The sequence below is a fragment of the Deinococcus grandis genome, assembly GCF_001485435.1.
In the GTDB taxonomy this organism is placed as follows: Bacteria; Deinococcota; Deinococci; order Deinococcales; family Deinococcaceae; genus Deinococcus; species Deinococcus grandis.
In genome coordinates this window covers 593435-619008 of record NZ_BCMS01000001.1, presented here as the reverse complement: position 1 = coordinate 619008, position 25574 = coordinate 593435, and the positions used below count along the sequence as shown (strand labels likewise).

The following is a 25574-nucleotide window of genomic DNA, read 5'->3' as shown; positions in this document are numbered from 1 at the left end:
TCAGTTGCCTCCCAGGGCGCTCAGGACGGCGCGCACGGCGGGCTGCATGAGGTTCAGGGCGGGGGTGGAGTACACGCCGAACAGCACCAGGATCGCCAGCGGGATGCCCAGGATCAGCCACTCGGTGTGCACGAGGTCACGCACGCCGACGGACCCGGCGGGCCGCGCCTGCCAGAAGGTGTGCTGGAAGGCCGTCAGGGCGTACGCGGCGGCGGCGATGGTCGTGATGCCCGCGATGAAGGTCAGCCACGGGGACACCTGGTACGCGCCGAGCAGGATGCTGAACTCGCCGATGAAGCCCGCCAGACCCGGCACGGCGATGCTGGCGAACCACAGGGCCATGGTCAGGCCGCCCAGCGCGCCCGCCTGGGTCATGACGCCGCCCACGCGGGTGTCCAGGCTGCCGATGCGTTCCTGCAGCATGCCCACCGAGAGGAACAGCGCGCCGGTGTAGAGGTTCTGGAAGGCCAGCAGGTACATCGCGCCGATCACGGCCGTCTCGTTCAGGGAGAACACGCCGAGCGCGACGAAACCCATGTGACTGAGGCCCGCGTAGGCGAGCAGGCGTTTCCAGTCGGTCTGCCGGAACGCGATCCACGCGGCGTACAGTGCCGTGAACGCCGCGAGGCCCATCAGGATGGGGCGCAGTTCCAGGCTGGCGTCGGGGAACAGCGGGATGGCGAAGGTGAAGAGGCCGTACCCGCCGACCTTGTACAGGGTGCCCATGACGTCGGGCACGCCGCTGTCGTGGTTCTGCTCGTGGAAGTCCGGCAGCCACGCGTGCAGCGGCCACAGCGGCAGCTTGACGGCCATGGCGGTCAGGAAGCCCAGGTACAGCCACGTCTGCGCGCTGCCGGTCACGAGGTTCTGTTTCAGGTCGGTCATGGCGAAGCTGGGGCTGCCGCCCAGGTACCGCACGCCGATGATGCTGACCAGCATCAGCAGGCTGCCGAACAGCGTGTACGCGGCGAATTTCGTGAGGGCCGCCATGCGCCCCGACTTGCCGTACATGGCGAGCATCAGGAGGGCGGGAATCAGGGCGTCCTCGAAGAACACGTAGAACAGCATCAGGTCCTGCGCGGCGAAGATGCCGATCAGACCCGTCTCCATGGCGAGGATTAGCGACAGCATCGGACCGGGGTTGGGGATGCGGCGCGCGGCGTACAGGATCGCGATGAAGGACATCAGCGCCGTGACGAGCGCCAGCGCGAGGCTCACGCCACCCAGCTGCACGGAGTACGTGATGCCCAGCGGGGGAATCCAGTCCCAGCGGAACAGCTCCGAGCCGCCGCCGCGCCAGATGGCGAGGCCCGCGCCGAGCGTCAGGGCGGCGATGAAGCCCGCCACCTCATCCCGGAAGGTTTTAGGCGTGACGAGCAGCAGCAGGCTGCCCGCCAGGGGCAGGAAGATCATGAGGGTGGGGAGCCAGTCGGTGAAGGAGTTCATGCGCCGCTCCCGATGGTCTTGAGGGCCCAGTAGCCGATGATGGCGGCGGTGCCGAGCAGCATGCTGACGGCGTAGGCGCGCACGAAGCCGCTCTGCCACAGCGTGAACAGCCCGCCGGGGCCGCTGGCGTTGCGGGCGACGCCGCTGAGGGCGTCGTCGGTGCCGCGGTCCACGGTGTCCAGCGCGCCCGCGATGGCGCGGCTGGGGGCGGACACGACGTTGTCGTACAGCGCGTCGAGGTACAAGCTGTTGCGGCTGAGTTCACCCAGCGGCCCGGTCGCCAGGGCGCCGCGGCGGTGCGCCAGGAATGCCCAGCCCAGCCCGATCACGCCCGCGAGGACGGCGAAGACGGTCAGCATCCACTCGGTGCTGGCGGGAATCTCGTGCGCGTGGAGTGGGATCGCCCGGCCCAGGTACGAGTCGAAGGCATGCCCGCCACCCAGGAACGTGGGGATGTTCAGGAACCCGGCCAGGGTTGCCAGTGCGGCCAGCACGCCCAGCGGGATCTTCGTGAGGGTGTCCGCCTCGTGCGGGTGGCCGTGCCCGCGGTACGCGCCGCGCCACACCAGGAAGTACCAGCGGCCCATGTAGAACGCGGTGAGCAGCGCCACGCCCAGCCCGATCAGGTACAGCGGGAGGCTCTGCTCGTACGCGGCGGCCAGGATCGCGTCCTTGCTGAAGAAGCCGCTCCAGATGGGAATCCCGGCGATCGCCAGCACGCCCGCCACGGACACCAGATGCGTGAACGGCATGAACTTGTGCAGGCCGCCCATCTTCCGGACGTCCTGCTCCTCGTGCAGCGCGTGGATCACGGCGCCCGCCGCGAGGAACAGCAGCGCCTTGAAGAACGCGTGGGTCAGCAGGTGGAACACGCCCGCCGAGTAGGCGTGCAGGCCCACCGCGAGGAACATGTAGCCCAGCTGCGACACGGTGGAGTACGCCAGGATCTTCTTGATGTCCGACTGGTTCAGCGCGGACAGCGCGCCGTACAGCGCGGTCAGGCCGCCCACCCACGCCACCCACAGGCTGGCGTTCGGCGCGAGGTCGTACAGGAAGTGACTGCGCGCCACGAGGTACACGCCGGCCGTGACCATGGTCGCCGCGTGGATCAGCGCGGAGACGGGCGTGGGGCCCGCCATGGCGTCCGGCAGCCAGGTCGTCAGGGGCAGCTGGCCGCTCTTGCCGACCGCGCCGACCAGCAGGAACAGGCACGCGAGTTCGATGCCCGCCTGCGCCACCTGCGCGCCCTCGACCCGCTCGGCGAGTTCGGGGATGCTCAGGGTGCCGTACAGTTTGAACAGCAGGAACATGCCCAGCATGAAGCCCAGGTCCCCGATGCGGTTCATGATGAATGCCTTGCGCGCCGCGTTGGAGTTGCTGACGGCCTCGGCGTCGCTGGCGGCGCGGACCTGCGCGTCACTGGCCTCGCTGTTGCGGCCGTTGAACCAGAAGCCGATCAACAGGTACGACGCCATGCCCACGCCCTCCCAGCCGACGAACATCAGCGGGTACGAGTCGGCCAGCACCAGGATCAGCATCATCGCCACGAAGAAATTCAGGAACGCGAAGAAGCGCGTGAACTTCGGGTCGTGCCCCATGTACGAGATCGAGTACAGGTGAATCAGGAAGCCCACGCCCGTGATGATCAGCGCCATCAGCGCCGACAGTTGATCGAGCCAGAAGCCCACCGACAGGTTCGCGTTCAGCGCCATGTTCGGCAGCCACGCCCACAGCACTTCATGGGCGGGTGCGCCCTGGTTCAGGTAGCGGATGAAGGCGACGACGAACGCCGCGCCGACCATCCCGGTCGCCAGCCAGCCCCCCGTCTTTCCGGGGAACAGGCGGGGCAGCACCATCAGGGCCGTGAAGCCCAGCAGCGGCAGCAGGGGCAGCAGGTACAGAGCAGGAAGACTATCCACAGGTTGCCACTCAGCCTTTCAGTGCCGCGAGGTCGTCCACGTTCGTGGTCTCGCGTTTACGGAAGATCGCGACGATGATCGCCAGCCCGATCGCCACCTCGGCGGCGGCCAGCGTCATCACGATGAACACGGCCGTCTGCCCGGTCGGGTCGCCCCACGACCGCGCGAACGCCACCAGTGCGAGGTTCGCGGCGTTCAGCATCAGTTCCACCGACAGGAACACCATGATCGCCGTGCGGCGCGTCAGCAAGCCGATCATGCCCAGCGCGAACAGAATCCCGGACAGGGCCAGGTACGAGGTCGTGGGCACCATCAGGCACGCACCTCCCCTTCGCTCATGAGGGCCGGGGCGGCCCCGCGCGGCGCGGCGACCCGCTCCTCACGCGCGGCCCCCACCGGTTCCTCCAGTTCGTCCGGCACGCCGTCCGGCTGCGCCGCCGGGCGCTGCACGAGCGCCACCGCACCCACGATCGCCACGAGCAGCAGGATGCTCACCGCCTCGAAGGGCAGCAGGAAGCGGGTCAGGAGGGTCTCCCCCATCACCAGTGCGGAGCCGCCCCGCAGCGCCTCGGCACTCTCGGCCAGCGGACGCGGGTCCTTGTACGTGAAGGCCAGCACCACGAACGCCCCGGCCAGCAGCGTTCCGCCGATCCCGGCGAGTTCGCGCACGTACGGCACCGGGTCGCGTTCCGTGACCGGCTGGTTCGCGTTCAGGAGCATGATCACGAACAGGAACAGCACCATCACCGCGCCCGCGTACACGATCACCTGCGTCGCCGCCAGGAACGACGCGTTCAGCGTCGCGAACAGACCCGCCACGCACAACAGCGTCCCCACCAGCCCCAGCGACGCGTGCACCGCGTTCTTCGCGGCAATGGTGATCACGCCGCCCACGATCGCCAGCGCGCCCAGCAGGATGAACGCCAGCATCATGGGCGGCCTCCGGCGCTCACCAGTCGAAAGGTCGAAGGGTCAAAGGGTCCAGGGAGCGCAGGATTTCTCAGACACTGAGACCCTTGGACTGTCAGACGGTTCATCCAGACTCTCACTGGTACTTCACTCCTTCCAGTTCCGCGCGGGGCTGCCCGCCGTCGAGCTGGAAGCCCAGGCGGACGGGTTTACCCAATCGAGTGGCCTCGCGGCGCTGCGGGACGCTGCCGGTCACGCCGACGAGCATGTCTTCCTTGGCGTACACGAAGTCGCGGGAGCGGTAGTCGGCCATCTCGAACTCGTTGCCCAGCACGACCGCGCCGGTCGGGCAGGCTTCCTCGCACATGCCGCAGAAGATGCAGCGCAGCATGTTGATCTCGTACACCTTCGCGTAGCGCTCGCCGGGCGACACGGGCGCGGCCGGGTCGTTCTCGGCGGCCTCCACGTAGATGGCGTAGGCGGGGCAGGCGGCGGCGCACAGCGAGCAGCCGATGCACTTTTCCAGCCCGGTGCCGGGGTGGCGGGTCAGGATGTGCCGCCCGCGGAAGCGGGGTTGCAGCGTGGCGCGCTGTTCGGGATAACTGACAGTCACGGGCTTCTGGAACAGTTTCCCCAGCGTGACGCCCATGCCCTTGGCTATTTCAAGAACGCCCATGGTTGGCTCCTGTGGTGGGGTGAGGGGAGGCGCGCATCAGTCGCCTCCGGCGCGGACGATGTCGCCTTCGGGGCGGATGCTGGACTGGTTCCACAGGACGCGGACGCGGTCGCTCAGGACGAGCAGCGCGAGCACACCGGCGAGGCTGAGGACGCCCAGGAACCACAGGCCGCCGGAGCCGCGGAAGGCGAGGAACGCGGCGGTCATGACGGTGTTGGCCAGCGCCAGCGGGAGGACGAGTTTCCAGCCGAAACGCATCAGCTGGTCGTAGCGCAACCTCGGGAGGGTAGCGCGCACCCAGATGAACAGGAACAGGAAGAACGCGATCTTCACGATCAGCCAGATCAGTGGCCAGTCTGAAATGCCGGGGATCAGGCCGTTGAGGAACTGCGGGCCCTTCCAGCCGCCGAAGAACAGGGTGGCCATGACGGCGGACGCGGTGATCATGTTCACGTACTCGGCCATCTGGAACAGCGCCCATTTGATCGCGCTGTACTCGGTGAGGTACCCGGCGACGATCTCCTGCTCGGCTTCCGGCAGGTCGAACGGCGTGCGGTTGGTTTCCGCGAAGGACGAGATCAGGAACAGCACGAAGCCCAGCGACTGGAAGAGGATCATCGGGCCGTTCTGCGCCTGCCAGCCGACAATGCCGTGGAAGGAGGTCGTGCCGACGATCATCAGCAGGCCCAGCAGGCTGAGGCCCATGCCGAGTTCGTAGCTGATCATCTGCGCGCTTGACCGCAGGCCGCCCAGGATCGGGTACTTGCTGCCGGACGCCCAGCCGCCCAGGAAGATGCCGTACACGCCCATGCTGGTCAGGGCGAGCAGCGCGAGGATGCCGGTGTCGAGGTTGTACACCCAGGGGTTCTCGCCGAAGAGACTCCCGGCGGGACCGGCGGGCAGGCCCCCGAACGCGGTCAGGGCCATGCCGATGGCGACGATGGGCGCCAGGGTGTACACCAGCTTGTCGGCCAGGGTGACGGTCAGGTCTTCCTTGAAGATGCTCTTGATGGCGTCCGCGGCGGGTTGCAGCAGGCCCATGGGCCCCACGCGGTTCGGGCCGGGGCGCAGCTGCATGCGGCCCAGCAGGCGCCGCTCGATCAGGGTCATATACGCGAAGGTGGTCAGCAGCCCCAGGACGACCAGCACCGCCTTGAGCAGCGAGATGAGCAGGGTGGCGAGCCAGTCGGGCATCAGTCGTCCCCTCCGGGTTGAGGTGCCGCCGGTGCGACCGGCAGCGTCCAGCCGCCCTCCACGAGATCCTGGATGCGCTCCACCCAGTCGCGGTCCCGGGAACGCATGCGCTCGGTCCAGAGTTTCGGCGTGTGGGGCGCGGCGGGGGCCACGAACGTACGGGCGAAGCTGTGCAGCGCGCCGCCCGCCTGAATCCCGGCGGTGTTCACGCCCACCCGTTCGGTCAGCAGGGTCTGCGCGCCGCGCTGCCCGCGCGCAGGGGCCTTCACGCCCAGCGCCTCGGCCAGCGCGGTCAGGGTGCGGATCAGGTCGGCCGCCTCGCCGCTCTGGATCGCGGCGGGATTCAGGGGCAGCAGGCGACCTTCGAGGTTCTGGACGGTGCCGCGCTTCTCGTAGTTCGTCACGGCGGGCAGGACCACGTCTGCCAGCTGGGCGGTGGCGGTCAGGTGCGTGTCGTGCACGACCGTGAAGCCCACCGCGCGCGTGCCCAGGTCCAGACGGCTGATGAACGCGGCGGGCACCTCGCCCAGGCGCTCGATCCCCAGCCCGCCCGTGCGGGGCACGAGGTTCAGCGCGGCCAGCCCGTTACTGTTCGGCCCGGCGGGAATCGCGATGACCTTCGCCCCGGTGCGCGAGGCGAGGTCGGCCAGCAACGCCGCTGCCGAGCCGCTCGCGCCGCGCAGGGCATCCGCGCCCAGGATCAGCACGGGGCGCTCGGCGCTGTCCAGCAGGGCGCGCACGGCCTTCAGGTCGTCCGTGTCCGGGCGGGCGAGGCGGGTCAGGGCGTTCTCACCGTTCGCGCTGACGCGGTGCCCGGCGTGCCCCCACAGGCGCGACTCGCCGCCGATCACGGCCAGCCGCTCGGGCCTGCGGGCGGGGCGCTCCACGAGGCGCAGGTCGGCAATGGCGGTGCCGTGCGCGAACTCGGCGGGCAGCAGGCCGCCGCGCAGCATCTCCAGGATGCGGAGTTCCAGCACCGGCGCTTCCTCGCCCAGGTCCGCGCCCAGCACGACGACGGCGTCGGCGGTCGCCACGTCCGTCAGGGTGGCGGTCGGCGCGATGAACACCGAGTGACGCGGGAAGTGATCCACGTGCCGGGCGTTTAGCGCGTCCGCCAGGGCCGCCAGAGCCGCACCCTCCTCCAGCGTGGCGTCCGCACCCACGAACAGACCCAGGTCCGCCAGCGGCAGGCCCAGCAGGCCGCGGTTGATCGCGGTGATCGCCTCGTCCCACGTGGCGGGCACCAGCGCGCCGTCCTCATTGCGGATCAGGGGGGTGGTCAGGCGTTCCTCGCTGGCGAAGGGGTGACCGAAGCGGCCCGCGTCGCAGATCCACGCCTCGTTCACGTCGCGGTTCTCGCCCGCCACGATGCGTTCCAGGCGGCCGTTGCGGGCGTCCACCGTGATGCTGCACCCGACCGGGCACAGCGTGCAGGTGGTCGGCGTGTGGTCGTACTCCCAGTTGCGGCCCCGGAAGCGCGCCACGTTGTCCAGCAGCGCCCCCACCGGGCAGATGTCCGTGATGTTCCCACTGAAGCCCGTGGGCAGCCCGCCCTCCTCGGTGTCGATGAAGGTGTGCCCGCCGCGCTCGATGAAGTCCAGCACCTCCTGGCCCGGCACCTCCTCGAAGTACCGCACGCAGCGTTTGCAGTGAATGCAGCGCTCCTGATCCAGGATCACGAAGTCCGACAGCGGGTAGTGCTTCTCCGCGTGGCGGCGGTCGAAGCCGAAGCGGCTCGCGCCGTACCCGTACTCGAACGCACGGTCCTGGAGCTCGCACGCGCCGCCCTTATCGCAGGTGGGGCAGTCCAGCGGGTGGTTCAGCAGCGTGAACTCCATCATGCCCGCCTGCGCCTTCGCCACGACCTCCGACGTCTTCGCGGTGCGGATGTGCATGCCCTCGGTCGCCTGCATCGTGCAGGACGCCATGGGTTTGGGGAACCAGAAGATCTTCGGCGTGGCCGCGTCCCCCTCCCCTTCCATCACGAACGACCCGTCCGGATTCTTCCGGGGCGACCCGGATTCCACGAGGCACATGCGGCACGCGCCCACCGGCGAGAGGTACTTGTGCGCGCAGAAGTACGGCACGTCCCCGCCAGCCGAGAACACCGCGTCGATGGCGGACGTTCCGGCGGGCAGGTCGATGCCTACGCCGTCGACAGTGACTTTCACAGCGAACCTCCAGTCAACGTGGCGGCCAGTCGCGGCCAGCCCACGATCAGATCAAGCGTCGAGACGCCCAGCAGCAGCGCGAACAGCTGCCCCTGACTGCGCCCGACCAGCGCCGCCCCGCCCCGCACGGCGTCCGCGATGTCCCGGCCCGGCAGGGACCGGCGCGCGAGGTACCCGGCGGCGAAGTCCCGCAGGGTGTACAGCCAGAAGTCCGTGCGGGACAGCAGGAACACCGTCAGCACGAATGGCCGGGCGACCGCCGGGGTCAGGCCCAGCACGAGCAGCAGCCCCAGCCCCTCGGCCAGCAGGCGGGTGAACAGCGGCCCGGCCAGCGCGACCTTCACGCCCGGCCAGGAGTCCGTGTCGGCCAGGGTCGTGTGGGTGGTCGCCACGATCCACGCTCCGTTCCGGCGGCCCAGCAGCGTGAACCGCGCCGAGCGGTCCCCGTAGCGCCGCGCCATCAGGACGTGTCCCAGCTCGTGCAGGCACACGAACGTCACCAGTCCCGCCAGAACCTGCGCGGCGATCAGGACAGCACTCATGCGTCCTTCCAGCGCTTACGCGCGGGGTACAGGGGCTGCTGGGTGCCAGCCAGGGCGTCGTATTCCTCGCGGAACAGCTTGATGGAGCTCAGCACGGGGCCCAGGCACGCGTCGGCCAGCGCGCAGAAGCTGCGGCCGCCGATGTTGTCGCTCATGTCCAGGATGAGCTGCACGTCGCCGGGCTGCCCGCGTCCGGTGACGAGTTTCTGGTACATGCGGGTCATCCAGGAGCTGATGCCCTCGCGGCAGGGCGTGCATTTGCCGCAGCTCTCGTGGCCGTAGAAGCGCACGAGGTTCCAGGTGGCGTTCACGATGCAGTCCGCCTTAGGGATCAGGGTCACACCGCCGGTGCCGAGCATGCTTCCGGCGGCCGCGACGGATTCGTAGTCCATGGGCGTATCCAGGATCGCGTCCGTCCAGGGCAGCATGGGGCAGCTGCTCCCGCCGGGGATGATGGCCTTCATCTCCTCCAGGGGGCCGCCAGCCCAGTCGTAGATGAGTTCGCGGAAGGTGGTGCCGAGCGGCAGTTCGTACACGCCGGGCCGCGCGACGGGGCCGGAGATCTGGAAGAGTTTCATGCCCTTGCTCTTCTCGGTGCCCATGCCCGCGTGCCAGTCCGCGCCGTAGCGGAGGATCTGGGTGGCGGCGCAGAACGTCTCGACGTTGTTGATGGTGGTGGGTAGCCCGTACAGGCCCGCCGCTGCCGGGAAGGGCGGTTTGAGGCGCGGGTTGGCGCGCAGGCCCTCCAGCGAGTTCATCAGCGCGGTTTCCTCGCCGCAGATGTACGCCCCGGCGCCCCGGTGCACGTACAGCTGGAAGTCGAACCCGCTGCCCAGGATGTTCTGCCCGAGCAGTCCGGCCTCGCGCGCCTCGTGAATCGCGGCCCACATGCGTTCGGCGGCGTGCACGTACTCCCCGCGGATGTAGATGTAGCCCACCGAGGCGCGCATGGCGTAGCCTGCGATGATCATGCCCTCGATCAGCTGGTGCGGGTCCTCGCTCAGCAGGTAGCGGTCCTTGAAGCTGCCGGGTTCGGACTCGTCCGCGTTGCAGATGATGTAGTGCGGCTTGCCGTCCTTCAGGGGCATGAACGACCACTTCAGGCCGGTCGCGAAGCCCGCTCCTCCGCGCCCGCGCAGACCGGACTTCTTCACTTCCTCGATCACGGCGTCCGGGCCCATCGCGAAGGCGCGTTTCACCGGTTCGTACCCGCCGTTCCGGCGGTAGTAGTCGAGCGTCCAGCTGTCTGCCTGCCCGACGTGCGCGTACAGCGTCGGCGCGAAACGCGGGTCCTTCGCACTGGTGATCGGTTTGGGTGGTGTCGGTGCGGTGGCGGTCATGCCTCACCCCCGGCCTGTTCCGGCAGGCGGTGCAGGCCCGTCACGCTCGACCCGATCGCCTGACCGGTCGCCAGCACCTGCCGCCCGTCCGCGCCCACCGTCACCGGCACCGGGTTGTCCGGCAGCGGCTGAAGATCGTTTCGCAGCGACGCCAGAATCCGCGCGCACTTGCCCGGCCCCACGTTCTCGTAGTACCCGTCGTCGTTGATCTGCATCATCGGCGCGGTCCCGCACGAGCCCAGGCACTCGACCTTCTGCACGCTGAACCGCCCGTCCGCGCTGACCTCGCCCGGCTGCACGTCCAGCGTCTCCACGAGGTGATCCCACAGCTCGTCCGACCCGGCCAGCGCGCACATCAGCGTGGAGCACACCTGCAGGTGGTATTTGCCCGTGGGGAGCGTGTGGTACGTGGAGTAGAAGCTCATGACCGAGCGCACCTCGGTCGCGGTCGTGCCGCACAGCGCCGCGATCTCCGCCATGCGAGATTCGGACACGAAGCCTTCCGCGTCCTGCACCTCGCGCAGCAGCGGCATCAGCGCGCTGCGCCGCCCCTGCGGTGAATCCGGGTAACGGCTGAAGATATCCGCCACCAGTGGTTGTTTCTCAGCGAAGTAACTCAAGATATATCCCCTTATTCCACTTCGGTGTGCATGAATTGACCTTGGAAGTCGAGCCAGCCCTGTAATTCAACTGAGTCAGGAAGCAAACTTTCATAAGTGAGGATGTAGCCCCACAAACTGCTTTCATTCGTTGACGTAACCACCCAGCGCAACTTCATAGACTCATACAACGCTTCGAACCCAGGATTCTCGATGCCACACCAATTCGACCAGCGATCATCAACCACAAAGTCATGTGCCACAAGTGTTCTGTACCTGTTTTCAGAAGATTTGATCTGAGCAAAGACCTCCTGAATTTGCGCTAACTTCGACTCCAAGAGACTGCTCGCACGAATATCAAAGTCGACTTCCTCTCCGGCCACAAATTCAGTCGTGCGCCAGACTCCTGGCTCAACACGCTGAAAACCGAATGCGTTCACCGGTCCACGTCGCCCAGCACGGGGTCAATGGTTGCCAGGATCGTGATGAGGTCCGCGAACTGCGCGCCGACGCAGGCGTACTCGAGGGCCTGGAGGTTCACGAAGCTGGGCGCGCGGATCTTCACGCGGTACGGCATGCTGCCGCCGTCGCTGACGATGTAGTACCCGACCTCGCCGCGCGCACTCTCGACGGGGACGTACACCTCGCCGGTGGGCGGGTGGAAGCCTTCCGTGACGAGTTTGAAGTGGTGGATGACCGCTTCCATGCTCGTTTCGAGTTCGTGGCGGGGTGGGAGGCTGATCTTGCGGTTGGGGTCCTTGACCGGGCCGGGCTTGAGGCGCCTGAGGCCCTGGCGGACGATCTTGATGCTCTCGCCGAATTCGAGGAGGCGCATGTTGAAGCGCGCCAGACTGTCGCCGTCGGTGCTGGTGATGACGTTGAAGTCGTAGGTCTCGTAGCCGCAGTAGGGGTTGTCCTTGCGGTGGTCGAGGGGCACGCCGCTGGCGCGCAGGTTGGGTCCGGTGAGGCCCAGGTCGAGGGCGACCTCGGGCGGGATGACACCCACCCCTTTGGCGCGGTCGAGGAAGATGGGGTTCTGCGCGAACAGGGTGGTGTACTCGGTGACGCCGCGTTCCATCTGGTCGAGGAACTTCTCCACGCGGGGTGCCCAGTCGTCGGGAATGTCGCGGTACAGGCCGCCGACGCGGAAGTACCCCTGGTTCATGCGGTAGCCGCACACGGCCTCGAAGAGGTCCTGGAGGGCTTCCTTCTCGCGGAAGGCGTAGAAGAACGGCGTCAGGGCGCCCAGGTCGAGCAGGCCGGTCCCGACGAACACGAGGTGGCTGTGGATGCGCCCCAGTTCGTGCAGGATGACGCGCACGGTGGTGGCCCGCTCGGGCACGTCCGCCTGCAGCAGTTTCTCGACGCTGAGGACGTACGCGAGTTCATGCCCGAAGGAGTGCAGGTAGTCGGTGCGGGGCGCGTAGGTCACGCCCTGCTGGTACGTGCGGTTCTCGAAGGTCTTCTCGAAACCGGTGTGCAGGTACCCCATGTGCGGGGTGACCTTCACGACGTACTCGCCGTCCATGTCCACCACGAGCCGCAGCACGCCGTGCGTACTGGGGTGCTGCGGCCCGACGTTCAGGCTCATGATCTGCGTGTGCATCTGCCCCTCGGGCAGCGCGCCGGGACGTTCAGGTGCCGTGGTCACCGCGCACCTCCGGTGAGGGTGATGGGTGAAGGGTGATGGTTGATGGGGAGCGGCAGGACCTCGCGGGCCTGTTCCATCAACTGGTTTCTTTCCACCATCGACATCACTTGGGCCCTCCTTCCGGCATGACGGGCGGCAGGCGGTCCTCGCCGCGTCCCCGGCGGAGTTCGCCGCGGTACCCGGTGAGGCCCGCGTCGCGCCCGGTGAGGCCCGCGCGGAACGCGGCCGGGTCGAGGTGGCGGCCCTCGCGGAACAGGGTGGGCGTCTCGCCCAGCGGGAAGTCCTTGCGCAGCGGGTGCCCTTCGAGGTCGTCGGGCGTGAGGACCTTGCGCAGGTCGGGGTGCCCGGTGAAGGTGACGCCCATCAGGTCGTACACCTCGCGTTCCAGGTAGTTCGCGGCGCGCCAGATGGGGTACAGGCTGGGCAGCATCTCGCCGTCGTCCAGCCACACGCGCAGGAAGAGGCGGCGGTGGTCGCGCGGGTGGTAGATGTTGTGCAGCACCGCGAAGCGTTTGGGTCGGGCTTCGGTGTACGTGCTGTAGTCAATGCCGACGGTGTCCATCAGCATGAACCCGTGGTCCTTGAGGGCCTGCGCAGCGCGGTGCAGGTCGCCGGGCGTGACCAGGGCGGTGGGTTCAGCGGCGTGGTCCTCGGTCAGGCCCAGCTCGGCGATCAGGCCGGTCACGTCGCGGCTGGGCGCCGCCGGAATCACCGGGACCGGGGACGGGACGACCGGCGCGGCGCTGGTGCTGGACTGCGCGACGCCCTCGCGGCCCATGGGTTTCGCGTCTGCGGGTTTCAGCGGGTCCATGCGTCCACCATCGGCAGCTGCTGGCCCAGCCCGTCGAAGGCCTCGCCGCGCACCTTCTTCTGAAGCTGCATCACGGCGTAGATCAGCGCCTCGGGGCGCGGGGGGCAGCCGGGCACGAAGATGTCCACCGGCACGACGCTGTCCACGTTCTGCACGATCGCGTAGTTGTTGAACATGCCCCCACTGCTGGCGCAGGCGCCCATGCTGATCACCCACTTCGGGTCGGGCATCTGGTCGTACACGCGGCGCATGACCGGCGCCATCTTCTTGCTCAGGCGCCCCGCGACGATCATCACGTCCGCCTGCCGGGGCGACGCGCGAAACACCTCACTCCCGAAGCGCGCCAGGTCGTTGCGGCCGTCGGTGGAGCTCATCATCTCAATGGCGCAGCACGCCAGCCCGAACGTCGCGGGCCACAGGCTGTTACTCCGCCCCCACGCGACTAGCTTCTCCAGGCTGGAAAACAGGATCCCCTCGGACTCCAGTTCCTGCCAGTCCTTCTCGAACAGTTCCTTCAGTGGCATGGGCGCACCTCCGGTGCAGGTCTGAATGTCGAAAGGTCAAAGGGTCTCATGGAGGAAGCCAGCCGCGTCCCAGCGCTCAGACGTTTGGACGGTTCGACCGTTAGACGGCGATCGCAGCGAGTCCTCACGCCCACTCCAGCACCTTCTTCTTCAGGATGTAGACGTACCCGACGAGCAGCAGGAGCACGAAGGTGACGGCCTCGAAGAAGGCGAAGGGGATGAGTTTCTGGTACGCGACGGCCAGGGGGTAGAAGAAGGCGGTTTCGATGTCGAAGATGATGAACAGCATGGCCACGAGGTAGAAGTGCACCGGGAAGCGCTGGCCGGTGCCGACGCCGCCGCGTTCGGGGTCGTTGCCGCTTTCGTAGGCCATGAGTTTGGTGCGGCTGGCCTTTTTGGGGCCCAGCAGGGCGCTGGCGAGCACGGCGACGATGCCGATGCCGAGCGCGACGAGCAGCATGATGACGAAGTTGGCGTATTCGATGGTCGGTCTCCTTTCTGCGTCTGCGCCGCCCCTCACCACATACTGCTCGTGAAAAACGGCACTAGGATCTGGAAAAAAAGAGAAGTCCTGAAACGAACTGCACTTCATAAAACTGTTGGTACGCCCCTGTTTTATCACGGTTCACACGACACGCAGCCACGAACAGCCCACCACCCACCCGTCAGGCACAGGTATGGTCATCCCACATGCCCGCACCCCACCCGACCGCCGAGCAGGCCGCCCTCGCAGAACTCCGCTCACCGACCTGCGCCACCACCATCCAGTTTTTTGCTCCGCACGTTCTCGAATCCACCGACGGCGAACCACGCGTTCACGGCGTCCTGCTGGACGGTGACGTGCAGCAGGTGCACTTCAGGCCGCAGGGCGAGGACTATTTCCTCGTGGTCATGGTGCGCTCCACACCGGACGGCTGGGACATCCTGGGCGCGCGAGCTTCAGCGCGAGCGCGGGTGGCGTTGTCCATCGTCAGCGAGACCCTCAGCGCCGAAGACATCACCCGTGCCACCGGTCTGGACCCCACGGATGCCTGGAGCGTCGGGGACGAATGGACACGACCCGGCTTCAGCCCATCACGCCGGACGTTCACCCGCTGGACCCTCTGCCCCGAAGGTGACCGCCCCGGCGAGTTCGAGGACAAGCTGACCCGCCTGCTGGATCTGACGCAGGAGGCCGCGCCGCGCATCCGGACACTGGCTGATACCTGTGACGTCAGCGTGACGGTCGGGTACCGCGGTTACGCGGAACAGATGTGGGGCATACCGATCGAGCGGGAGGACCTGAGCCGACTGGCGGCGCTCGGCGCGGGCCTGGACATCGACCTGTACGCCGGTGGTCCAGCCCTGGCCGAGGTGCCCTGAGCGGCCGCCTCTCCCCTGCCCGATTACACCAGTTCGACGAAGTCGTCGTCCTCGGCGTCCTGCGCCAGCGGGAGCGTGAAGTAGAAGGTGGCGCCCTTGCCGCGTTCGGATTCGACCCAGATCTGCCCGCCGTGTTCCTCGACGGCCAGTTTGCAGAACGCGAGGCCCATGCCGGTGTCGAAGCGGCCATGCAGGGTCAGGCGGGACTGTTCGAACGCGGCGAACAGGTTGGGGATGTCGTCGGCGGGGATGCCTTCGCCGTCGTCGCGGACGGTGACCTGCACGGCGTCGGGGGTGCCCTTGACGACGACGAGGATCAGGCCGCCGGTGGTGGTGTGTTTCAGGGCGTTGCTGATCAGGTTCGCCAGGACGCGGCGCAGGATTTCCGGGTCGACGCTGGCGGGGCTCAGGTCGGGTTCGACCTCGACGCGGATGTGGCGGTCGCGCAGGCCGCTGCCGACGTCCCCGCGGGCGAGGTCGACGACCTCACGGAACATTGGAGTGAACATCAGTTCGCGTTTCAGGTTCATCTTGCCCGCCTGGATCTTGCGGACGTCGAGCATGTTCACGGTGAGGTGCAGCAGGTGCTGGGTCTCGTCGCGGGCGACCTTGAGCAGTTCGCGGTTGTCCTCGGGCACGCGGGGGTCGTCCTGCACGATCTCCAGCAGGCCCATGACGGCCGCGATGGGGTTTTTCAGGTCGTGGACGAGCATGTGGACCAGCTGGTCGCGGACGCGTTCCTCGTGCTCCCAGGTGTCCATGCGGCGCTGCAGGGTGGCGACGCGGCCCAGCGTGTCACGGAACTGTTGCGCGCGGCCCAGCAGCGCGCGGACCTGCAGCGCGAGGGCTTCGGGGGGCGTGACGTCGCTGATCAGGGCGTCGGCGCCCGCGCCGAGCATCTCGCCCAGGCCCTGGGAGCCGACGGCGAGCCAGTGGGTGCCGCCCAGTTCGGCGCGCTGGCGGAGCATGGGCAGCACCTGGTGCAGGGGCACGCCGTGGGTGTCGGTGTACAGCAGGGCGACGTCGGGGATGGTGACGTGCGATTCGCGCATCAGGAATTCGGCGTGGGGGGCGTGGACGACGTTCACGCGCGGCAGGTGGGCCCGCAGCGCGTGCGCGCGGGCTTCCTGGGACGTCACGACAAACACGGTGGGCGGTTCGGGAGTCGTCATGAACTGCTGTCCAGTCTACCCCGCGCGGGCGGGCGACCGTGACGCGCTTCCCTCTTGCGTGTGTGCGCGCGGCTCTAGACTGTGGGGATGCTGCCCGCCCGCTCTCCCTTCGCCCGTCTGGAGGGCTTCCTGCGGGACACGCTGGGGAGCGGGGCGACGCGCCTGCACGAGGAGTGGCCGCAGGACGCGCGGACGGTGGCGGCGTCGGGGCTGGGCTGGAGCGACGCGGTCACGCGGGGCTTCGGCTTCCCGGAGGTGTTCGCGCATCAGGCGCGCACGTACGAGCTGATGCGGGACGGGCGGCACGTGATCATCACGACGCCCACCGCGAGCGGCAAGACGGGCGCGTTCTTCCCCGGCGTGTTCGACCGGCTGGAACGCGACCCGCGCGCGACGGCGCTGTTCGTGTACCCGCTCGTGGCGCTGGGGCAGGATCAGCGGGACAAGCTGCTGGCCTTCCGCGAGCGCGGGGGATTCCCGTGGGAGGTGGCGGCGTTCCAGGGCAGCGCGCAGGGGTCGGTGGTGTTCCGGCCCGGCGTGCGGATGGTGACGGCCACGCCGGACAAGCTGCACTGGTCGCTGACGCAGCCGGGCGTGCGGGAGTTCCTGCGCAACCTCTCGTTTCTGGTGCTGGACGAGGCGCACACGTACCGGGGTGGGTTCGGGAGCGAGGTGGCGGGCATGCTGCGCCGCCTGCTGGCGCTGGCGCGGGCGCTGGGCGCGGACCCGCAGGTGATCCTGAGCACCGCGACCATCGGGAACCCGGCGGAGTTCGCGCGGGAACTGACGGGCGTGGACGCCGTGGAGGTCAGCGAGTCCGGCGCGGCGCGGCACGGCAAGCGGTTCGTGCTGGCGGATCACAGGGGGCAGCCGAGGCGCTTCTGGAACGCGGTGATGGACGCCAGCGAGCGGTACGACCTGAAGGTGCTGGCGTTTTTCCGGGGGCGGTCGCGGGCGGCGCGCCTGTACTCCACGTACCGGGCGCAGCCGCAGTACGCGCGCCGGGCGCACCTGTACATGGCGGGCACGAGTGACCGCGAGGGTCGCCTGTCGGAGTTCCGCCGCGCCAGGAGCGGGGTGATGTTCGCCACGAACGCGCTGGAGGCCGGGGTGGACATCGGGGATCTGGAGGTCGTGATCATCGACGGGTACCCGGGAAGCCGCATGGCGTTCCGGCAGATGGCGGGGCGGGCGGGGCGGATCGCGCCGGGGCTGGTGCTGTACCTCCCGGCGCTGAACGAGCAGGGCGTGCCGCAACCGGCGGACGCGTTCTACAGCAACGCGGGGAACTTCCTGGAACTGCTGACCGGCCCGATCGAGAAGGCGGTCGTGGAGGCGCACAACCCGTACCTGTCGCCCCGGCACGCGGCCCGCGCGAACGACGAGTTCCACGCCGCCGGACTGCCGGAACCGCACGAGGCGCAGCCCAGCCCGCGCTACTGGAACCTGCGCGGCGAGGGCAGCCTGAAGTTCGCGGTGGTCGAGGCCGCCGAGTGGGAACGGCACGGCGCGCGGGCACTGGACGCCCCGCTGGAGAGCCCCAGTCAGCACTACGCCCTGACCGAGAAGCACGAGGGCGCGGTGTTCACCCTGGACGGGCAGGGGTACAAGGTGCTGCGCTGGGAGGAGCACCCGGCGGGCACGGCGATCCTGGTCGAGAAGCACGACGCCGCGAACCTGTTCACGCGCGGTCTGTACGCCATCGAGGTCACCCCGGCCCGCATGGGCGAGTGGGAGCGGCGCGGCCCGCTGGCGTTCCGGCACGGCGAGGTCGTCATCCGGCGGCGCTACACCGGGTACCAGATGCTCCGGCAGGTGTTCGAGCGGGTCTGCGTCGGCTGCGACCGCGAACCCGGCGAGACCGAGCGCAGCTGCGCCCGCTGCGGGGGCCGCATCCAGGACCGCATGCAGGACCACAAGCTCTCCGAGCACCTGTACGAGCAGCCCACCGAACTGCCGCCCTTCCGCACGAGTGCGCTGGAGGTCGGCGTGGACCCGCGCGCCACCGAGCGGCCCACCGCCGTGGCGCACACCCTCAAGCACCTGCTGCAGAAGGTCACGCCCGAACGCGTGGCCTGCGACGAGAACGACCTGGCGGGCGCGTTCCGCGAGGGGCGCGACACGTACTTCTTCCTGTACGACGACTGGCTGGGCGGCCTGGGCGTGGCCCGGCGGGCGTTCGAGCACATGGACGACCTGCTGCAGCGGGCGCTGGACCTGACGAGCAAGGCGTGCTGTCAGCAGGCGCAGGGGTGTTTCGAGTGCATCGCGGTCAGCCGCTGCTTCTCGCCCACGCTGCCCAGCGGCGAGCGGCGCCCCACCGACAAGCTCGCCACCCGCGCGTTCCTCCAGAGCGTCCCGGGCCTGACCGTCCGCCCCGCCGAGGTCCCGGTGCCCGATACGGACGACCTCCCGCCCACGCGACCGGACAGCGCGCCGCTGCCGGACGTTCCGGCGCTGCCGCCCAGCTGGCCCACGCAGGCGCGCGAACTGCTGGACCTGCACGGCCTGTCCCTGCCGGAGGTCAGCGCCCGCCTGGGCATCCCCAGCCGCGAGTTGCAGCGCGCCGTGAGTACCACCCAGCCGCTGCGGCTGCGGCACCCGAAGTTCGGCGAGGGCGTGTTCATGCAGGGCTTCCATCAGGGCGAGCGGCGCGAGGTGCTGCTGTACTTCCCCGGTGTGGGCCAGAAGCGGCTGCTGCTGAAGTTCGCGGGCCTGACCGTCATCGAGGCGGCGCCCACACCCGTATCTTGACCTGCGGCGCCGGGCACCCCTATACTCGTACCCGCCTGAAACGCATGTTTCGGCAGCAGTACAGGGATATGGTGTAATGGCAGCACAACAGATTTTGGATCTGTTTGTCTAGGTTCGAATCCTAGTATCCCTGCCAGATTAGGCGGCCCCCGGAGCGATCCGGCGGGCCGCTTCTGCTGTCCCCTCTGACCCGGCCAGCTGAATTCTGATCGGCCGATCATGAGCCGGGCCACGTTCCAGCTCATGTTGAGTCAGCCTGCCTTCACCGCCCGTCAGGTGACCTTCCTTACCATTCAGGGCAGGACAACACCCCCGGTCTCCACGCACTCCCGCACGGCGAGAATCACCGCGCGGCGGAGATCCGGCCCGTCCCCTGGAGCCCCCCATGAAGAAGCCCGCCCTGCTGCTCGCCCTGACCGCTTCCATCCTCGGTGCCGCCACCCCCGCCCTTGCCGCGCCCAAGCTGAGCGCGCAGAGCATCATCGTGAACCCCGTCCCCACCGACCTGAGCGTGAAGGTCTGGGTGGACCGCGACACCAGCGGCGACCGCACCCCCGTGTACCGCGTCGGCGACCGCATCAGCATCGGCACCACCGTGAACGAGGACGCGTACGTGTACCTGTTCAACATCAACCCCGACGGCACCACCGACCAGATCCTCCCCAACCGCCTGAGCGGCAGCGCCTACGTCCGCGCCGGGCAGACCCGCACCTTCCCGGCCCAGGGGGACAACTTCGTGTTCAACATCAGCGGCCCGCGCGGCATCAACAAGGTCCTCGTGATCGCCAGCCGCACCCCGCTCGACCTCGACCAGCTCAGCAGCTACCGCCAGGGCGAGACCTTCGCCACCGTGCAGCCCAGGACCCAGGCGGGCTTCGCGCAGGCGCTGAGCATCGTCGTGAACCCCGTCGAGCAGCCTGTGCCCCAGCAGAACTGGACGAGCGACACCGTCCGCTACAGCGTCGGCCGCTAAGACCAGCACCCGGCAGCGCGCCCCCCGGTTCACACGGGGGGCGCGGTTTCGTCGGTCCCGTTTCCGTCCGTGCAGGCGCGGGGTCGCTGGTCGACTCCGCGCACATGTCCAGCCGTACCGACGCCGTTCAGGAGGCCGTCACGCACATCCAGGCGTGGCTGGCCCACGCTCCCCCGCCCGGCGAGGCGATCGTGCGGCAGGCCGTCGTGCTGCGGCTGCTGCACGCGGCGGGGTTCGACATCTGGAACCCGGCGGAGGTCGTGCCGGAGGAGACGAACGGCGCCGGGCACCGCGCGGACTTCCTGATCCGGGCGGGCAGCGGCACGTTCGCGCTGGAACTCAAGGGCATGACCGTCACGCTGGGCCCGCGGGACTACCAGCAGGTCGTCACGTACGCCGCCAGCGAGAAGACCCCCTGGGCGGTCCTCACGAACGGGCGGGTGTGGGCCGTGCTGGACCGCCTGCACCAGCCGGGCGGGACCTTCGAGGAACACGAGGTGCTGCGTCTGGAACTGGGCCGCGAGCCGCAACCGTTCGCGGATGATTTCGCGCTGCTGTTCGACCCGGCCGTGTGGCGTGCCGATGGGGCGCGGGCGGCGGTGGCGCGCGTGCAGGCGCAGCAGCAGCGCCGCCTGGACGAGGCGCGCATCCTGCGCGAGAAGACCCCGGTCGTGGCGGACGTGCAGCGGCAGTTCGGGATCGCGTCCTTCGCGCTGGCGGCGCAGGCGGCCGCCGAGATGAACCGCGTCATACGGATTCCGTTTGTTTCGTTAACAGATCGGAACTCCACCGATCTGTTAACTCCACGTCTGGAACCCGCTTCTCTCCCGCTCGCTCCGCTCGGGTTGAAAGATTGTGCAAACCTTTCAACCGGAGTCCGTATCACGCAGCAGGAACGGGACGTGCTGCTGGGCGCACAGACCCCTGCAGGCAGCGCAGAGGCGGCCGGGGGTGTGCGCTTCACGTTCCGCGCGCTGGGCTGCGCGGCGCAGGCCCTCTACCTGCCGGGCGGGACGTGGCGGCTGCTGGCGGGCAGTCAGTGTGCGGCGCGCCGCCGGGACGAGCCGGGCTGGCAGAAGTTCATGGCGCGGCGGGACGCCTGGGTGGCCGACGGAACGCTGCGCCCCCTGGACGACGCCCGGCTGGAACTCACCCGCGACCTGGACCTGAAATCCGCCTCGGAGGCCGCCGCGATGGTCTGCGTGCGGCCCGTGAACGGCTGGGACGCCTGGAAGGACGCGCAGGGCCGCCCGGCGCAGCACTGGCGCTGATCCTCAGCGGTTCGTGTCGCTGCTGTGGTCGTAGCGGCGGTAGATGAGTTTCTGCACGACCGCGTCGCCCAGTGCGGGGAACAGGCCTTCCAGCCATACGAGGGGGCGGTACAGGCGCGGGACGATGGTCTCGGCTTTCGGTTGCAGCAGGACGCGGGCCACGGCGCGGGCGACCACCTCGGGGCCGGGCATGGGGAGGCGGGCGCTGGCGGTCATCTCGCTTTTCACGAAGCCGGGGGCGACCAGACTGACGTGCACGCCGGTGCCGAGCAGTTCGCGCCGCAGCGCGAGGCTGAAGCCGCGAATGCCGAACTTGCTGGCGGAGTACATGCCGTTCGTCGCGGCGCGTCCGGCGACGGACCCGATGTTCAGGATGTGGCCGCTGCCACGCGCCTGAAATTCCGGCAGGACCAGCCGCGTCAGTTCGATGGGGGCTTCCACGTTCACGCGCAGGACGCGCAGGGGGTCGGTGTCGTCCCACCACCAACCCTTCTCGATGGTCACGCCCGCGTTGTTGATCAGGACGTCGATGTGCCCGAAGTGCGCGTGGGCCGCCGCGATGAGCGCGCGGCGCGAGGCGTCGTCGGTGACGTCGGTGGGGACGGCCAGCACGCGGGTACTACTGGGGTCCAGTTGCCGCGCCAGGGCGTGCAGGTCGTCGGCGCGGCGGGCGGCGATCACCAGCGCGTAGCCCAGGCTGGCGAGTTCCGTGGCGGTGGCCCGGCCGATCCCGCTGGACGCCCCGGTCAGGAGCACGACGGGCCGCGCGGTGGGGTGGCTGGGGGCAGGCTGGGTCATAGGGGTGATGGTATCCCCAAGGGCCACTCAGGTGCGCGTCAGCGGCGCGCCGGACACTGGGGGGATGATCCGCCGTCACCTGCCTCACGCGCTGCTGGGAGGCCTGCTGCTGGGCTCCGCCCTGGCCGCCACGTCCATTCCCAGCCTGCCCCCCTCGCCCGGCTTGCCTGCCCCCGTGTCCCCGGCGCCGCTGGAGGAGATTCCCCCCCTCTCGCCCCTGACCCCGGCGCCGCGCCCGGTCACGCCCGCGCCCCCCACCGTTCAGGCGGTGACGCCCGGCGATCCGCTGTTCCCGCAGCAGTGGAACCTCGCGCTGATCCGTATGCCGCAGGCGTGGGCGCTGGAACGCAGCGCGCCCGTGATGGTCGCCGTGCTGGACACAGGATTCGTGCGCAGCGCGGAACTGGGCGCGCGGGCCGTGAACGGCTACGACTTCGTCACGGACGCCGGGCGTGCCGGGGACGGCAGCGGGCGGGACGCGGACGCCAGCGCCGTCGGGACCTTCGCGTACCACGGCGAGGTGATCGCGAACCTGATCGGCGCGGCGCACGACGGGCGCGGCATGGCGGGCATCAACCCGGCGGCGAGGATCGTGCACGTGCGCGTGGCCGACACCGAGGGCACCATCACCGTGCCGGACCTCGTGGATGGCCTGAAGTGGGCGGCCGGGATTCCCGTGCCGGGCGCGCCCGCCAACCCGAACCCAGCGAAACTGCTGAACCTGAGCCTGTTCGCGGACTTCATTCCGCTGACCGGCTGCGACGCGCGCGTGCAGGCTGCCGTGGACGCCGTCACCGCGCGGGGCGCGCTGGTCATCGCGGGGGCTGCCAACGACGGCCAGGACGCCGGTGGGTACTCCCCTGCGGGGTGCCGGAACGTCCTGACCGTCACCAGCGTCAGCGAGGCTGGTCAGCGGCCCGCGTACGCGAACTGGGGCCGCAGCGTCGCCCTGGCCGCGCCCGGCGGCGACCCTGCGCGCGGCATTCCCACCGTCAGCGTCAGCGGACCCGGCGGGCAGCGCGCCCCGAACGGCACGAGTTTCGCCGCGCCGCACGCGACCGGCGTCGCCAGTCTGCTGCTGGGCGTCCGGCCGAAACTCAGCCCGGCGCTGCTGCGCTCGTACCTGACGGGCAGCGCCACGCCCTTCCCCGGCGGGCGCTGTGATCCGCAGCCGGGCCACACCTGCGGCGCGGGCACCCTGAACGCCGAAGGCGCCCTGAAACGTGCCCTGGCCTCCAGCCTCGGGAAATGAGATGAACGGTGAGGTGGGAGGTGACGCGGGACCACCGGCCCCCCACCCGCCCCGTACCCTGGGGGCATGAGGTTCCTGCGATGAACGCGCCCGCGTGGCGCATCTGGCTCGTGACCGCCCTGGTGATCGGCTGGGGCATCCTGACCATCCGTTTCGCCAGCAAGCAGGAGTGGCCCATGGCCCTGCTGTGCGTCGTCCTGCTCGTCAGCAACGGCGTCACCCTGTACCGCCTCACGAAGAACGGCAAGTAACCCGGTACAGCAGAAACCCCCGCGCGCGGCGGGGGCTTTTGTCTGTGGTGTGCCCGAAGGGATTCGAACCCCTGGCCTTCTGATCCGTAGTCAGACGCTCTATCCAGCTGAGCTACGGGCACGTCCTGTGTGGTGCGGAGCTTGTTGCTCAGCCGAAAGAGATTACAGGGTCGGGGCGGAAATTGCAAGTGGGCGTGAACGGGCCTGGGCAGGAGTGCTCAGGTGGGGTGAACACAGCGAACCCCCGCGCGCGGCGGGGGCTCTTGTCTGGTGTGCCCGAAGGGATTCGAACCCCTGGCCTTCTGATCCGTAGTCAGACGCTCTATCCAGCTGAGCTACGGGCACATCCTGTTGGCTGCATTCAACGTGTGGCGCGTTGAATGGTGGCGAAGAGGGAGGGATTCGAACCCTCGATACCTTGCGGTATACACCCTTAGCAGGGGTGCGGTTTCAGCCACTCACCCACCTCTCCAGTCCGGTTGTCATGTGTTGGCGAGGGGTGAGGGATTCGAACCCCCGGTAGGTTGCCCTACTACGGTTTTCAAGACCGTTGCCTTCAACCACTCGGCCAACCCCCCCTGCATGGCGGGGCGCGCCGTCGCTGAACTCAGGCGCGAGGGGAAGTATAAGAGGGGGGGCGCGTCCTGTCAAATGCCGGTCAGGGGCGGCGGCGCAACCACGTGAGGAGGGGCAGGGCCAGCAGGGGCAGCGCGGCCAGTGCCCAGCGGCCGGGGTGGGGGGCGCGGGCCTCGCCGCGCAGTAGGGCTTGCAGGGCGTCCTCGTGCGGGGTGTGGGGCGGCGCGGGGCGGGTGGCGGGCGGGAGGGTCAGGTCGGCGTGCAGGGTGTCCTCGCGGTACCGGTTTTCCAGGGGGTGGCCGCTGTGCGCGGCGCGGTCCAGTCCGGCCTGCCGCAGTTCGTCGGGGGTGCCGTCCGTGACCCAGGGGGTCAGGGCCAGGAAGCCGGGGCGCGGGTCGGTCAGGACGTAGCTGCGTAGGCCGGGGGCTTCCTCGGCGGGGCCGGTGATGCCGCTCTGCCCGTCGAAGGTCAGGTCGAGGAGGTTCCCGACGACCATGGGGTTCACGGCGTACGGGATCTGGCGCTGGGCGGTGACCTGCCAGCTGCTGTCCAGCCACGCGACGGGCTGGTCGCGCAGGTGCGCGGGGTCGGGTGGGAGGCCCTCCTTGGCCGTCCAGGGGGAGCCGTTCGCGTCGGGTTGCAGCAGGACGGTGCAGCCCTGCGCGGCGAGTGACCCGATGACGTCCGCGCGGAATGCGTCGAGGCTGATGGCGACGCCCAGGTCCCCGGCGGGCGTGGGAAACACCCGCAGGTCATTGAGGTGGCCGGGAGTGAGGTCCACACCTCCGGCCTCCTCGTCGGGCGTGAGGTGCACCTTGTCGGTCACGCCGATCAGGTCCCCGTGTGGGTCGAGCAGGACGGTCTGGTTCGTCAGGACGCCGGGCGCGCGGCGCAGGGTGTTCCCGTGGCGCGCATAGCGGGGCATGGGCGCGCTGCCGCAGCAGAGGTACACGCCGTACTCGCGGGCCAGGTCCCGGCAGGTGTGCAGGTACAGTTCGGTGTTCGCGTCGATGCCCGCCAGTTGCAGCGCGCGGATGGGCGACACCCGCTCGCGCAGCAGGACCGGCAGGGCGCGCGGCAGCCGCGCGAGGAACAGCGCCAGCGCCACCCGCTCGAAGGTCTGCAGGCGCAGCGCCCACCCGCCGCCGCGCAGCACGAGCGGCAGGCCGTTCAGTTCGGTCAGCACGACGAGGTTCACGCCGCCCGGCTTCAGGTGCGGGCGGGCCATGTCCAGCTGGGCGCGCATCCAGCGGCGGAACGCCTCGGGGGTCGTGAAGTCGCGCGCACTCCAGTGGGGTTGCACGGCGACCGCGCGGACGTGCCTCGGGGGCTGCGGGGTGGGGGCAGTCATGATCCGCAGCGTAGCGGGTGCGGCGGGGAACG

Annotated in this window: 24 protein-coding genes and 5 tRNA genes; 7 read left to right on the top strand and 22 right to left on the bottom strand. The window is 69.1% G+C overall.

Going from position 1 to position 25574, the window contains the following annotated elements; translation table 11 throughout:
* The 15 genes from DEIGR_RS03030 to DEIGR_RS02965 all read right to left on the bottom strand — a co-directional run bounded on the left by DEIGR_RS03030 (position 1) and on the right by DEIGR_RS02965 (position 14242).
* Entirely contained in the window at positions 1–1446 is a 1446-nt protein-coding gene (locus DEIGR_RS03030) for an NADH-quinone oxidoreductase subunit M (protein ID WP_058975160.1), read from the bottom strand.
* Complete coding sequence (gene nuoL / locus DEIGR_RS03025) at positions 1443–3365, bottom strand: NADH-quinone oxidoreductase subunit L (RefSeq protein ID WP_269083786.1); 1923 nt, start codon at positions 3363–3365, stop codon at positions 1443–1445. The genes DEIGR_RS03030 and nuoL overlap by 4 nt, the downstream gene beginning before the upstream one ends.
* A 10-nt stretch (positions 3366–3375) precedes the next feature.
* Complete coding sequence (nuoK, locus tag DEIGR_RS03020; RefSeq protein ID WP_058975158.1) at positions 3376–3678, bottom strand: NADH-quinone oxidoreductase subunit NuoK; 303 nt, start codon at positions 3676–3678, stop codon at positions 3376–3378.
* Positions 3678–4298 carry an NADH-quinone oxidoreductase subunit J gene (locus tag DEIGR_RS03015; RefSeq protein WP_058975156.1) on the bottom strand — a complete coding sequence of 207 codons (621 nt, stop codon included), beginning with the start codon at positions 4296–4298 and terminating at the stop codon, positions 3678–3680. Before DEIGR_RS03015 ends, nuoK begins: the two co-directional genes overlap by 1 nt.
* A gap of 112 nt (positions 4299–4410) precedes the next feature.
* Positions 4411–4950, bottom strand: a complete 540-nt coding sequence (nuoI, locus tag DEIGR_RS03010) for an NADH-quinone oxidoreductase subunit NuoI (protein WP_058975153.1) — start codon at positions 4948–4950, stop codon at positions 4411–4413.
* A gap of 36 nt (positions 4951–4986) precedes the next feature.
* Positions 4987–6144 (bottom strand): NADH-quinone oxidoreductase subunit NuoH, encoded by a 1158-nt coding sequence (gene nuoH, locus DEIGR_RS03005; protein ID WP_058975152.1) that lies wholly within the window; start codon positions 6142–6144, stop codon positions 4987–4989.
* Positions 6144–8315, bottom strand: a complete 2172-nt coding sequence (gene nuoG, locus DEIGR_RS03000; protein ID WP_058975149.1) for an NADH-quinone oxidoreductase subunit NuoG — start codon at positions 8313–8315, stop codon at positions 6144–6146. Before nuoG ends, nuoH begins: the two co-directional genes overlap by 1 nt.
* Positions 8312–8857 (bottom strand): zinc metalloprotease, encoded by a 546-nt coding sequence (locus DEIGR_RS02995; RefSeq protein ID WP_058975147.1) that lies wholly within the window; start codon positions 8855–8857, stop codon positions 8312–8314. Before DEIGR_RS02995 ends, nuoG begins: the two co-directional genes overlap by 4 nt.
* Entirely contained in the window at positions 8854–10197 is a 1344-nt protein-coding gene (gene nuoF / locus DEIGR_RS02990) for an NADH-quinone oxidoreductase subunit NuoF (protein WP_058975145.1), read from the bottom strand. The genes DEIGR_RS02995 and nuoF overlap by 4 nt, the downstream gene beginning before the upstream one ends.
* Positions 10194–10817, bottom strand: a complete 624-nt coding sequence (gene nuoE / locus DEIGR_RS02985) for an NADH-quinone oxidoreductase subunit NuoE (protein ID WP_046843306.1) — start codon at positions 10815–10817, stop codon at positions 10194–10196. Before nuoE ends, nuoF begins: the two co-directional genes overlap by 4 nt.
* A gap of 11 nt (positions 10818–10828) precedes the next feature.
* The gene (locus tag DEIGR_RS20255; RefSeq protein ID WP_153013603.1) at positions 10829–11236 is read right to left on the bottom strand and encodes a hypothetical protein; all 408 of its coding nucleotides are present in this window, start codon (positions 11234–11236) and stop codon (positions 10829–10831) included.
* Positions 11233–12402, bottom strand: a complete 1170-nt coding sequence (gene nuoD / locus DEIGR_RS02980) for an NADH dehydrogenase (quinone) subunit D (protein ID WP_058978509.1) — start codon at positions 12400–12402, stop codon at positions 11233–11235. The genes DEIGR_RS20255 and nuoD overlap by 4 nt, the downstream gene beginning before the upstream one ends.
* 148 nt (positions 12403–12550) lie before the next feature.
* Positions 12551–13258, bottom strand: coding sequence for an NADH-quinone oxidoreductase subunit C (locus DEIGR_RS02975; RefSeq protein WP_322787149.1), 708 nt, complete (start codon positions 13256–13258; stop codon positions 12551–12553).
* Positions 13246–13782, bottom strand: a complete 537-nt coding sequence (locus DEIGR_RS02970; protein ID WP_046843307.1) for a NuoB/complex I 20 kDa subunit family protein — start codon at positions 13780–13782, stop codon at positions 13246–13248. Before DEIGR_RS02970 ends, DEIGR_RS02975 begins: the two co-directional genes overlap by 13 nt.
* Before the next feature lie 124 nt (positions 13783–13906).
* Entirely contained in the window at positions 13907–14242 is a 336-nt protein-coding gene (locus DEIGR_RS02965) for an NADH-quinone oxidoreductase subunit A (RefSeq protein ID WP_058975141.1), read from the bottom strand.
* Positions 14243–14472: 230 nt separating this feature from the next.
* On the opposite strand from DEIGR_RS02965, the gene DEIGR_RS02960 reads away from it, so the two are divergent.
* A complete protein-coding gene (locus DEIGR_RS02960) occupies positions 14473–15144 on the top strand; it encodes a DUF4279 domain-containing protein (protein ID WP_058975139.1) in 672 nt (223 codons plus the stop codon).
* Positions 15145–15167: 23 nt separating this feature from the next.
* On the opposite strand, the gene DEIGR_RS02955 is transcribed toward DEIGR_RS02960, so the two are convergent.
* Positions 15168–16316: a sensor histidine kinase gene (locus tag DEIGR_RS02955; RefSeq protein ID WP_058975137.1), complete on the bottom strand. Its 1149-nt coding sequence runs from the start codon at positions 16314–16316 to the stop codon at positions 15168–15170.
* Between the two features lie 87 nt (positions 16317–16403).
* Between DEIGR_RS02955 and DEIGR_RS02950 the strand changes: the two genes are divergently transcribed.
* The 4 genes from DEIGR_RS02950 (at position 16404) to DEIGR_RS02935 (ending at position 21314) form a co-directional block, all read left to right on the top strand.
* On the top strand, positions 16404–19070 hold the full coding sequence (locus tag DEIGR_RS02950) for a DEAD/DEAH box helicase (RefSeq protein WP_058975135.1): 2667 nt from the start codon (positions 16404–16406) through the stop codon (positions 19068–19070).
* A 62-nt stretch (positions 19071–19132) separates the two neighbouring features.
* Positions 19133–19206, top strand: a tRNA-Gln gene (locus DEIGR_RS02945).
* A gap of 249 nt (positions 19207–19455) precedes the next feature.
* Positions 19456–20043: a DUF4384 domain-containing protein gene (locus DEIGR_RS02940; RefSeq protein ID WP_058975133.1), complete on the top strand. Its 588-nt coding sequence runs from the start codon at positions 19456–19458 to the stop codon at positions 20041–20043.
* Positions 20044–20147: 104 nt separating this feature from the next.
* Positions 20148–21314, top strand: coding sequence for a DUF4357 domain-containing protein (locus DEIGR_RS02935; protein ID WP_058975131.1), 1167 nt, complete (start codon positions 20148–20150; stop codon positions 21312–21314).
* Between the two features lie 3 nt (positions 21315–21317).
* On the opposite strand, the gene DEIGR_RS02930 is transcribed toward DEIGR_RS02935, so the two are convergent.
* Complete coding sequence (locus DEIGR_RS02930) at positions 21318–22112, bottom strand: SDR family NAD(P)-dependent oxidoreductase (RefSeq protein ID WP_058975129.1); 795 nt, start codon at positions 22110–22112, stop codon at positions 21318–21320.
* Positions 22113–22176: 64 nt separating this feature from the next.
* Between DEIGR_RS02930 and DEIGR_RS02925 the strand changes: the two genes are divergently transcribed.
* Both DEIGR_RS02925 and DEIGR_RS21055 read left to right on the top strand, forming a co-directional pair.
* Positions 22177–23364 carry a S8 family serine peptidase gene (locus DEIGR_RS02925; protein WP_058975127.1) on the top strand — a complete coding sequence of 396 codons (1188 nt, stop codon included), beginning with the start codon at positions 22177–22179 and terminating at the stop codon, positions 23362–23364.
* 80 nt (positions 23365–23444) lie between these two features.
* Positions 23445–23615 carry a hypothetical protein gene (locus tag DEIGR_RS21055; protein ID WP_169796847.1) on the top strand — a complete coding sequence of 57 codons (171 nt, stop codon included), beginning with the start codon at positions 23445–23447 and terminating at the stop codon, positions 23613–23615.
* A gap of 45 nt (positions 23616–23660) precedes the next feature.
* Here the strand turns inward: DEIGR_RS21055 and DEIGR_RS02920 are convergent.
* The 5 genes from DEIGR_RS02920 to DEIGR_RS02900 form a co-directional block, all read right to left on the bottom strand.
* A tRNA-Arg gene (locus tag DEIGR_RS02920) sits at positions 23661–23737 on the bottom strand.
* Positions 23738–23883: 146 nt separating this feature from the next.
* Positions 23884–23960: transfer RNA gene (locus DEIGR_RS02915), tRNA-Arg, on the bottom strand.
* Positions 23961–23999: 39 nt separating this feature from the next.
* A tRNA-Ser gene (locus DEIGR_RS02910) sits at positions 24000–24087 on the bottom strand.
* 18 nt (positions 24088–24105) lie between these two features.
* Positions 24106–24193, bottom strand: a tRNA-Ser gene (locus DEIGR_RS02905).
* Between the two features lie 80 nt (positions 24194–24273).
* Complete coding sequence (locus tag DEIGR_RS02900) at positions 24274–25542, bottom strand: nitrilase-related carbon-nitrogen hydrolase (protein WP_058975125.1); 1269 nt, start codon at positions 25540–25542, stop codon at positions 24274–24276.
* Positions 25543–25574: the final 32 nt, after the last annotated feature.

Excerpts from the sequence above, each read along its gene's own strand:
- DEIGR_RS03030 (WP_058975160.1), bottom strand. The coding sequence starts at position 1,446 with ATGAACTCCTTCACCGACTGGCTCCCCACCCTCATGATCTTCCTGCCC.
- nuoK (WP_058975158.1), bottom strand. The coding sequence starts at position 3,678 with ATGGTGCCCACGACCTCGTACCTGGCCCTGTCCGGGATTCTGTTCGCG.
- DEIGR_RS03015 (WP_058975156.1), bottom strand. The coding sequence starts at position 4,298 with ATGATGCTGGCGTTCATCCTGCTGGGCGCGCTGGCGATCGTGGGCGGC.
- nuoI (WP_058975153.1), bottom strand. The coding sequence starts at position 4,950 with ATGGGCGTTCTTGAAATAGCCAAGGGCATGGGCGTCACGCTGGGGAAA.
- nuoH (WP_058975152.1), bottom strand. The coding sequence starts at position 6,144 with ATGCCCGACTGGCTCGCCACCCTGCTCATCTCGCTGCTCAAGGCGGTG.
- DEIGR_RS02995 (WP_058975147.1), bottom strand. The coding sequence starts at position 8,857 with ATGAGTGCTGTCCTGATCGCCGCGCAGGTTCTGGCGGGACTGGTGACG.
- nuoF (WP_058975145.1), bottom strand. The coding sequence starts at position 10,197 with ATGACCGCCACCGCACCGACACCACCCAAACCGATCACCAGTGCGAAG.
- nuoD (WP_058978509.1), bottom strand. The coding sequence starts at position 12,402 with ATGCACACGCAGATCATGAGCCTGAACGTCGGGCCGCAGCACCCCAGT.
- DEIGR_RS02975 (WP_322787149.1), bottom strand. The coding sequence starts at position 13,258 with ATGGACCCGCTGAAACCCGCAGACGCGAAACCCATGGGCCGCGAGGGC.
- DEIGR_RS02970 (WP_046843307.1), bottom strand. The coding sequence starts at position 13,782 with ATGCCACTGAAGGAACTGTTCGAGAAGGACTGGCAGGAACTGGAGTCC.
- DEIGR_RS02965 (WP_058975141.1), bottom strand. The coding sequence starts at position 14,242 with ATGCTGCTCGTCGCGCTCGGCATCGGCATCGTCGCCGTGCTCGCCAGC.
- DEIGR_RS02960 (WP_058975139.1), top strand. The coding sequence starts at position 14,473 with ATGCCCGCACCCCACCCGACCGCCGAGCAGGCCGCCCTCGCAGAACTC.
- DEIGR_RS02955 (WP_058975137.1), bottom strand. The coding sequence starts at position 16,316 with ATGACGACTCCCGAACCGCCCACCGTGTTTGTCGTGACGTCCCAGGAA.
- DEIGR_RS02950 (WP_058975135.1), top strand. The coding sequence starts at position 16,404 with ATGCTGCCCGCCCGCTCTCCCTTCGCCCGTCTGGAGGGCTTCCTGCGG.
- DEIGR_RS02940 (WP_058975133.1), top strand. The coding sequence starts at position 19,456 with ATGAAGAAGCCCGCCCTGCTGCTCGCCCTGACCGCTTCCATCCTCGGT.
- DEIGR_RS02935 (WP_058975131.1), top strand. The coding sequence starts at position 20,148 with ATGTCCAGCCGTACCGACGCCGTTCAGGAGGCCGTCACGCACATCCAG.
- DEIGR_RS02930 (WP_058975129.1), bottom strand. The coding sequence starts at position 22,112 with ATGACCCAGCCTGCCCCCAGCCACCCCACCGCGCGGCCCGTCGTGCTC.
- DEIGR_RS02925 (WP_058975127.1), top strand. The coding sequence starts at position 22,177 with ATGATCCGCCGTCACCTGCCTCACGCGCTGCTGGGAGGCCTGCTGCTG.
- DEIGR_RS21055 (WP_169796847.1), top strand. The coding sequence starts at position 23,445 with ATGAACGCGCCCGCGTGGCGCATCTGGCTCGTGACCGCCCTGGTGATC.
- DEIGR_RS02900 (WP_058975125.1), bottom strand. The coding sequence starts at position 25,542 with ATGACTGCCCCCACCCCGCAGCCCCCGAGGCACGTCCGCGCGGTCGCC.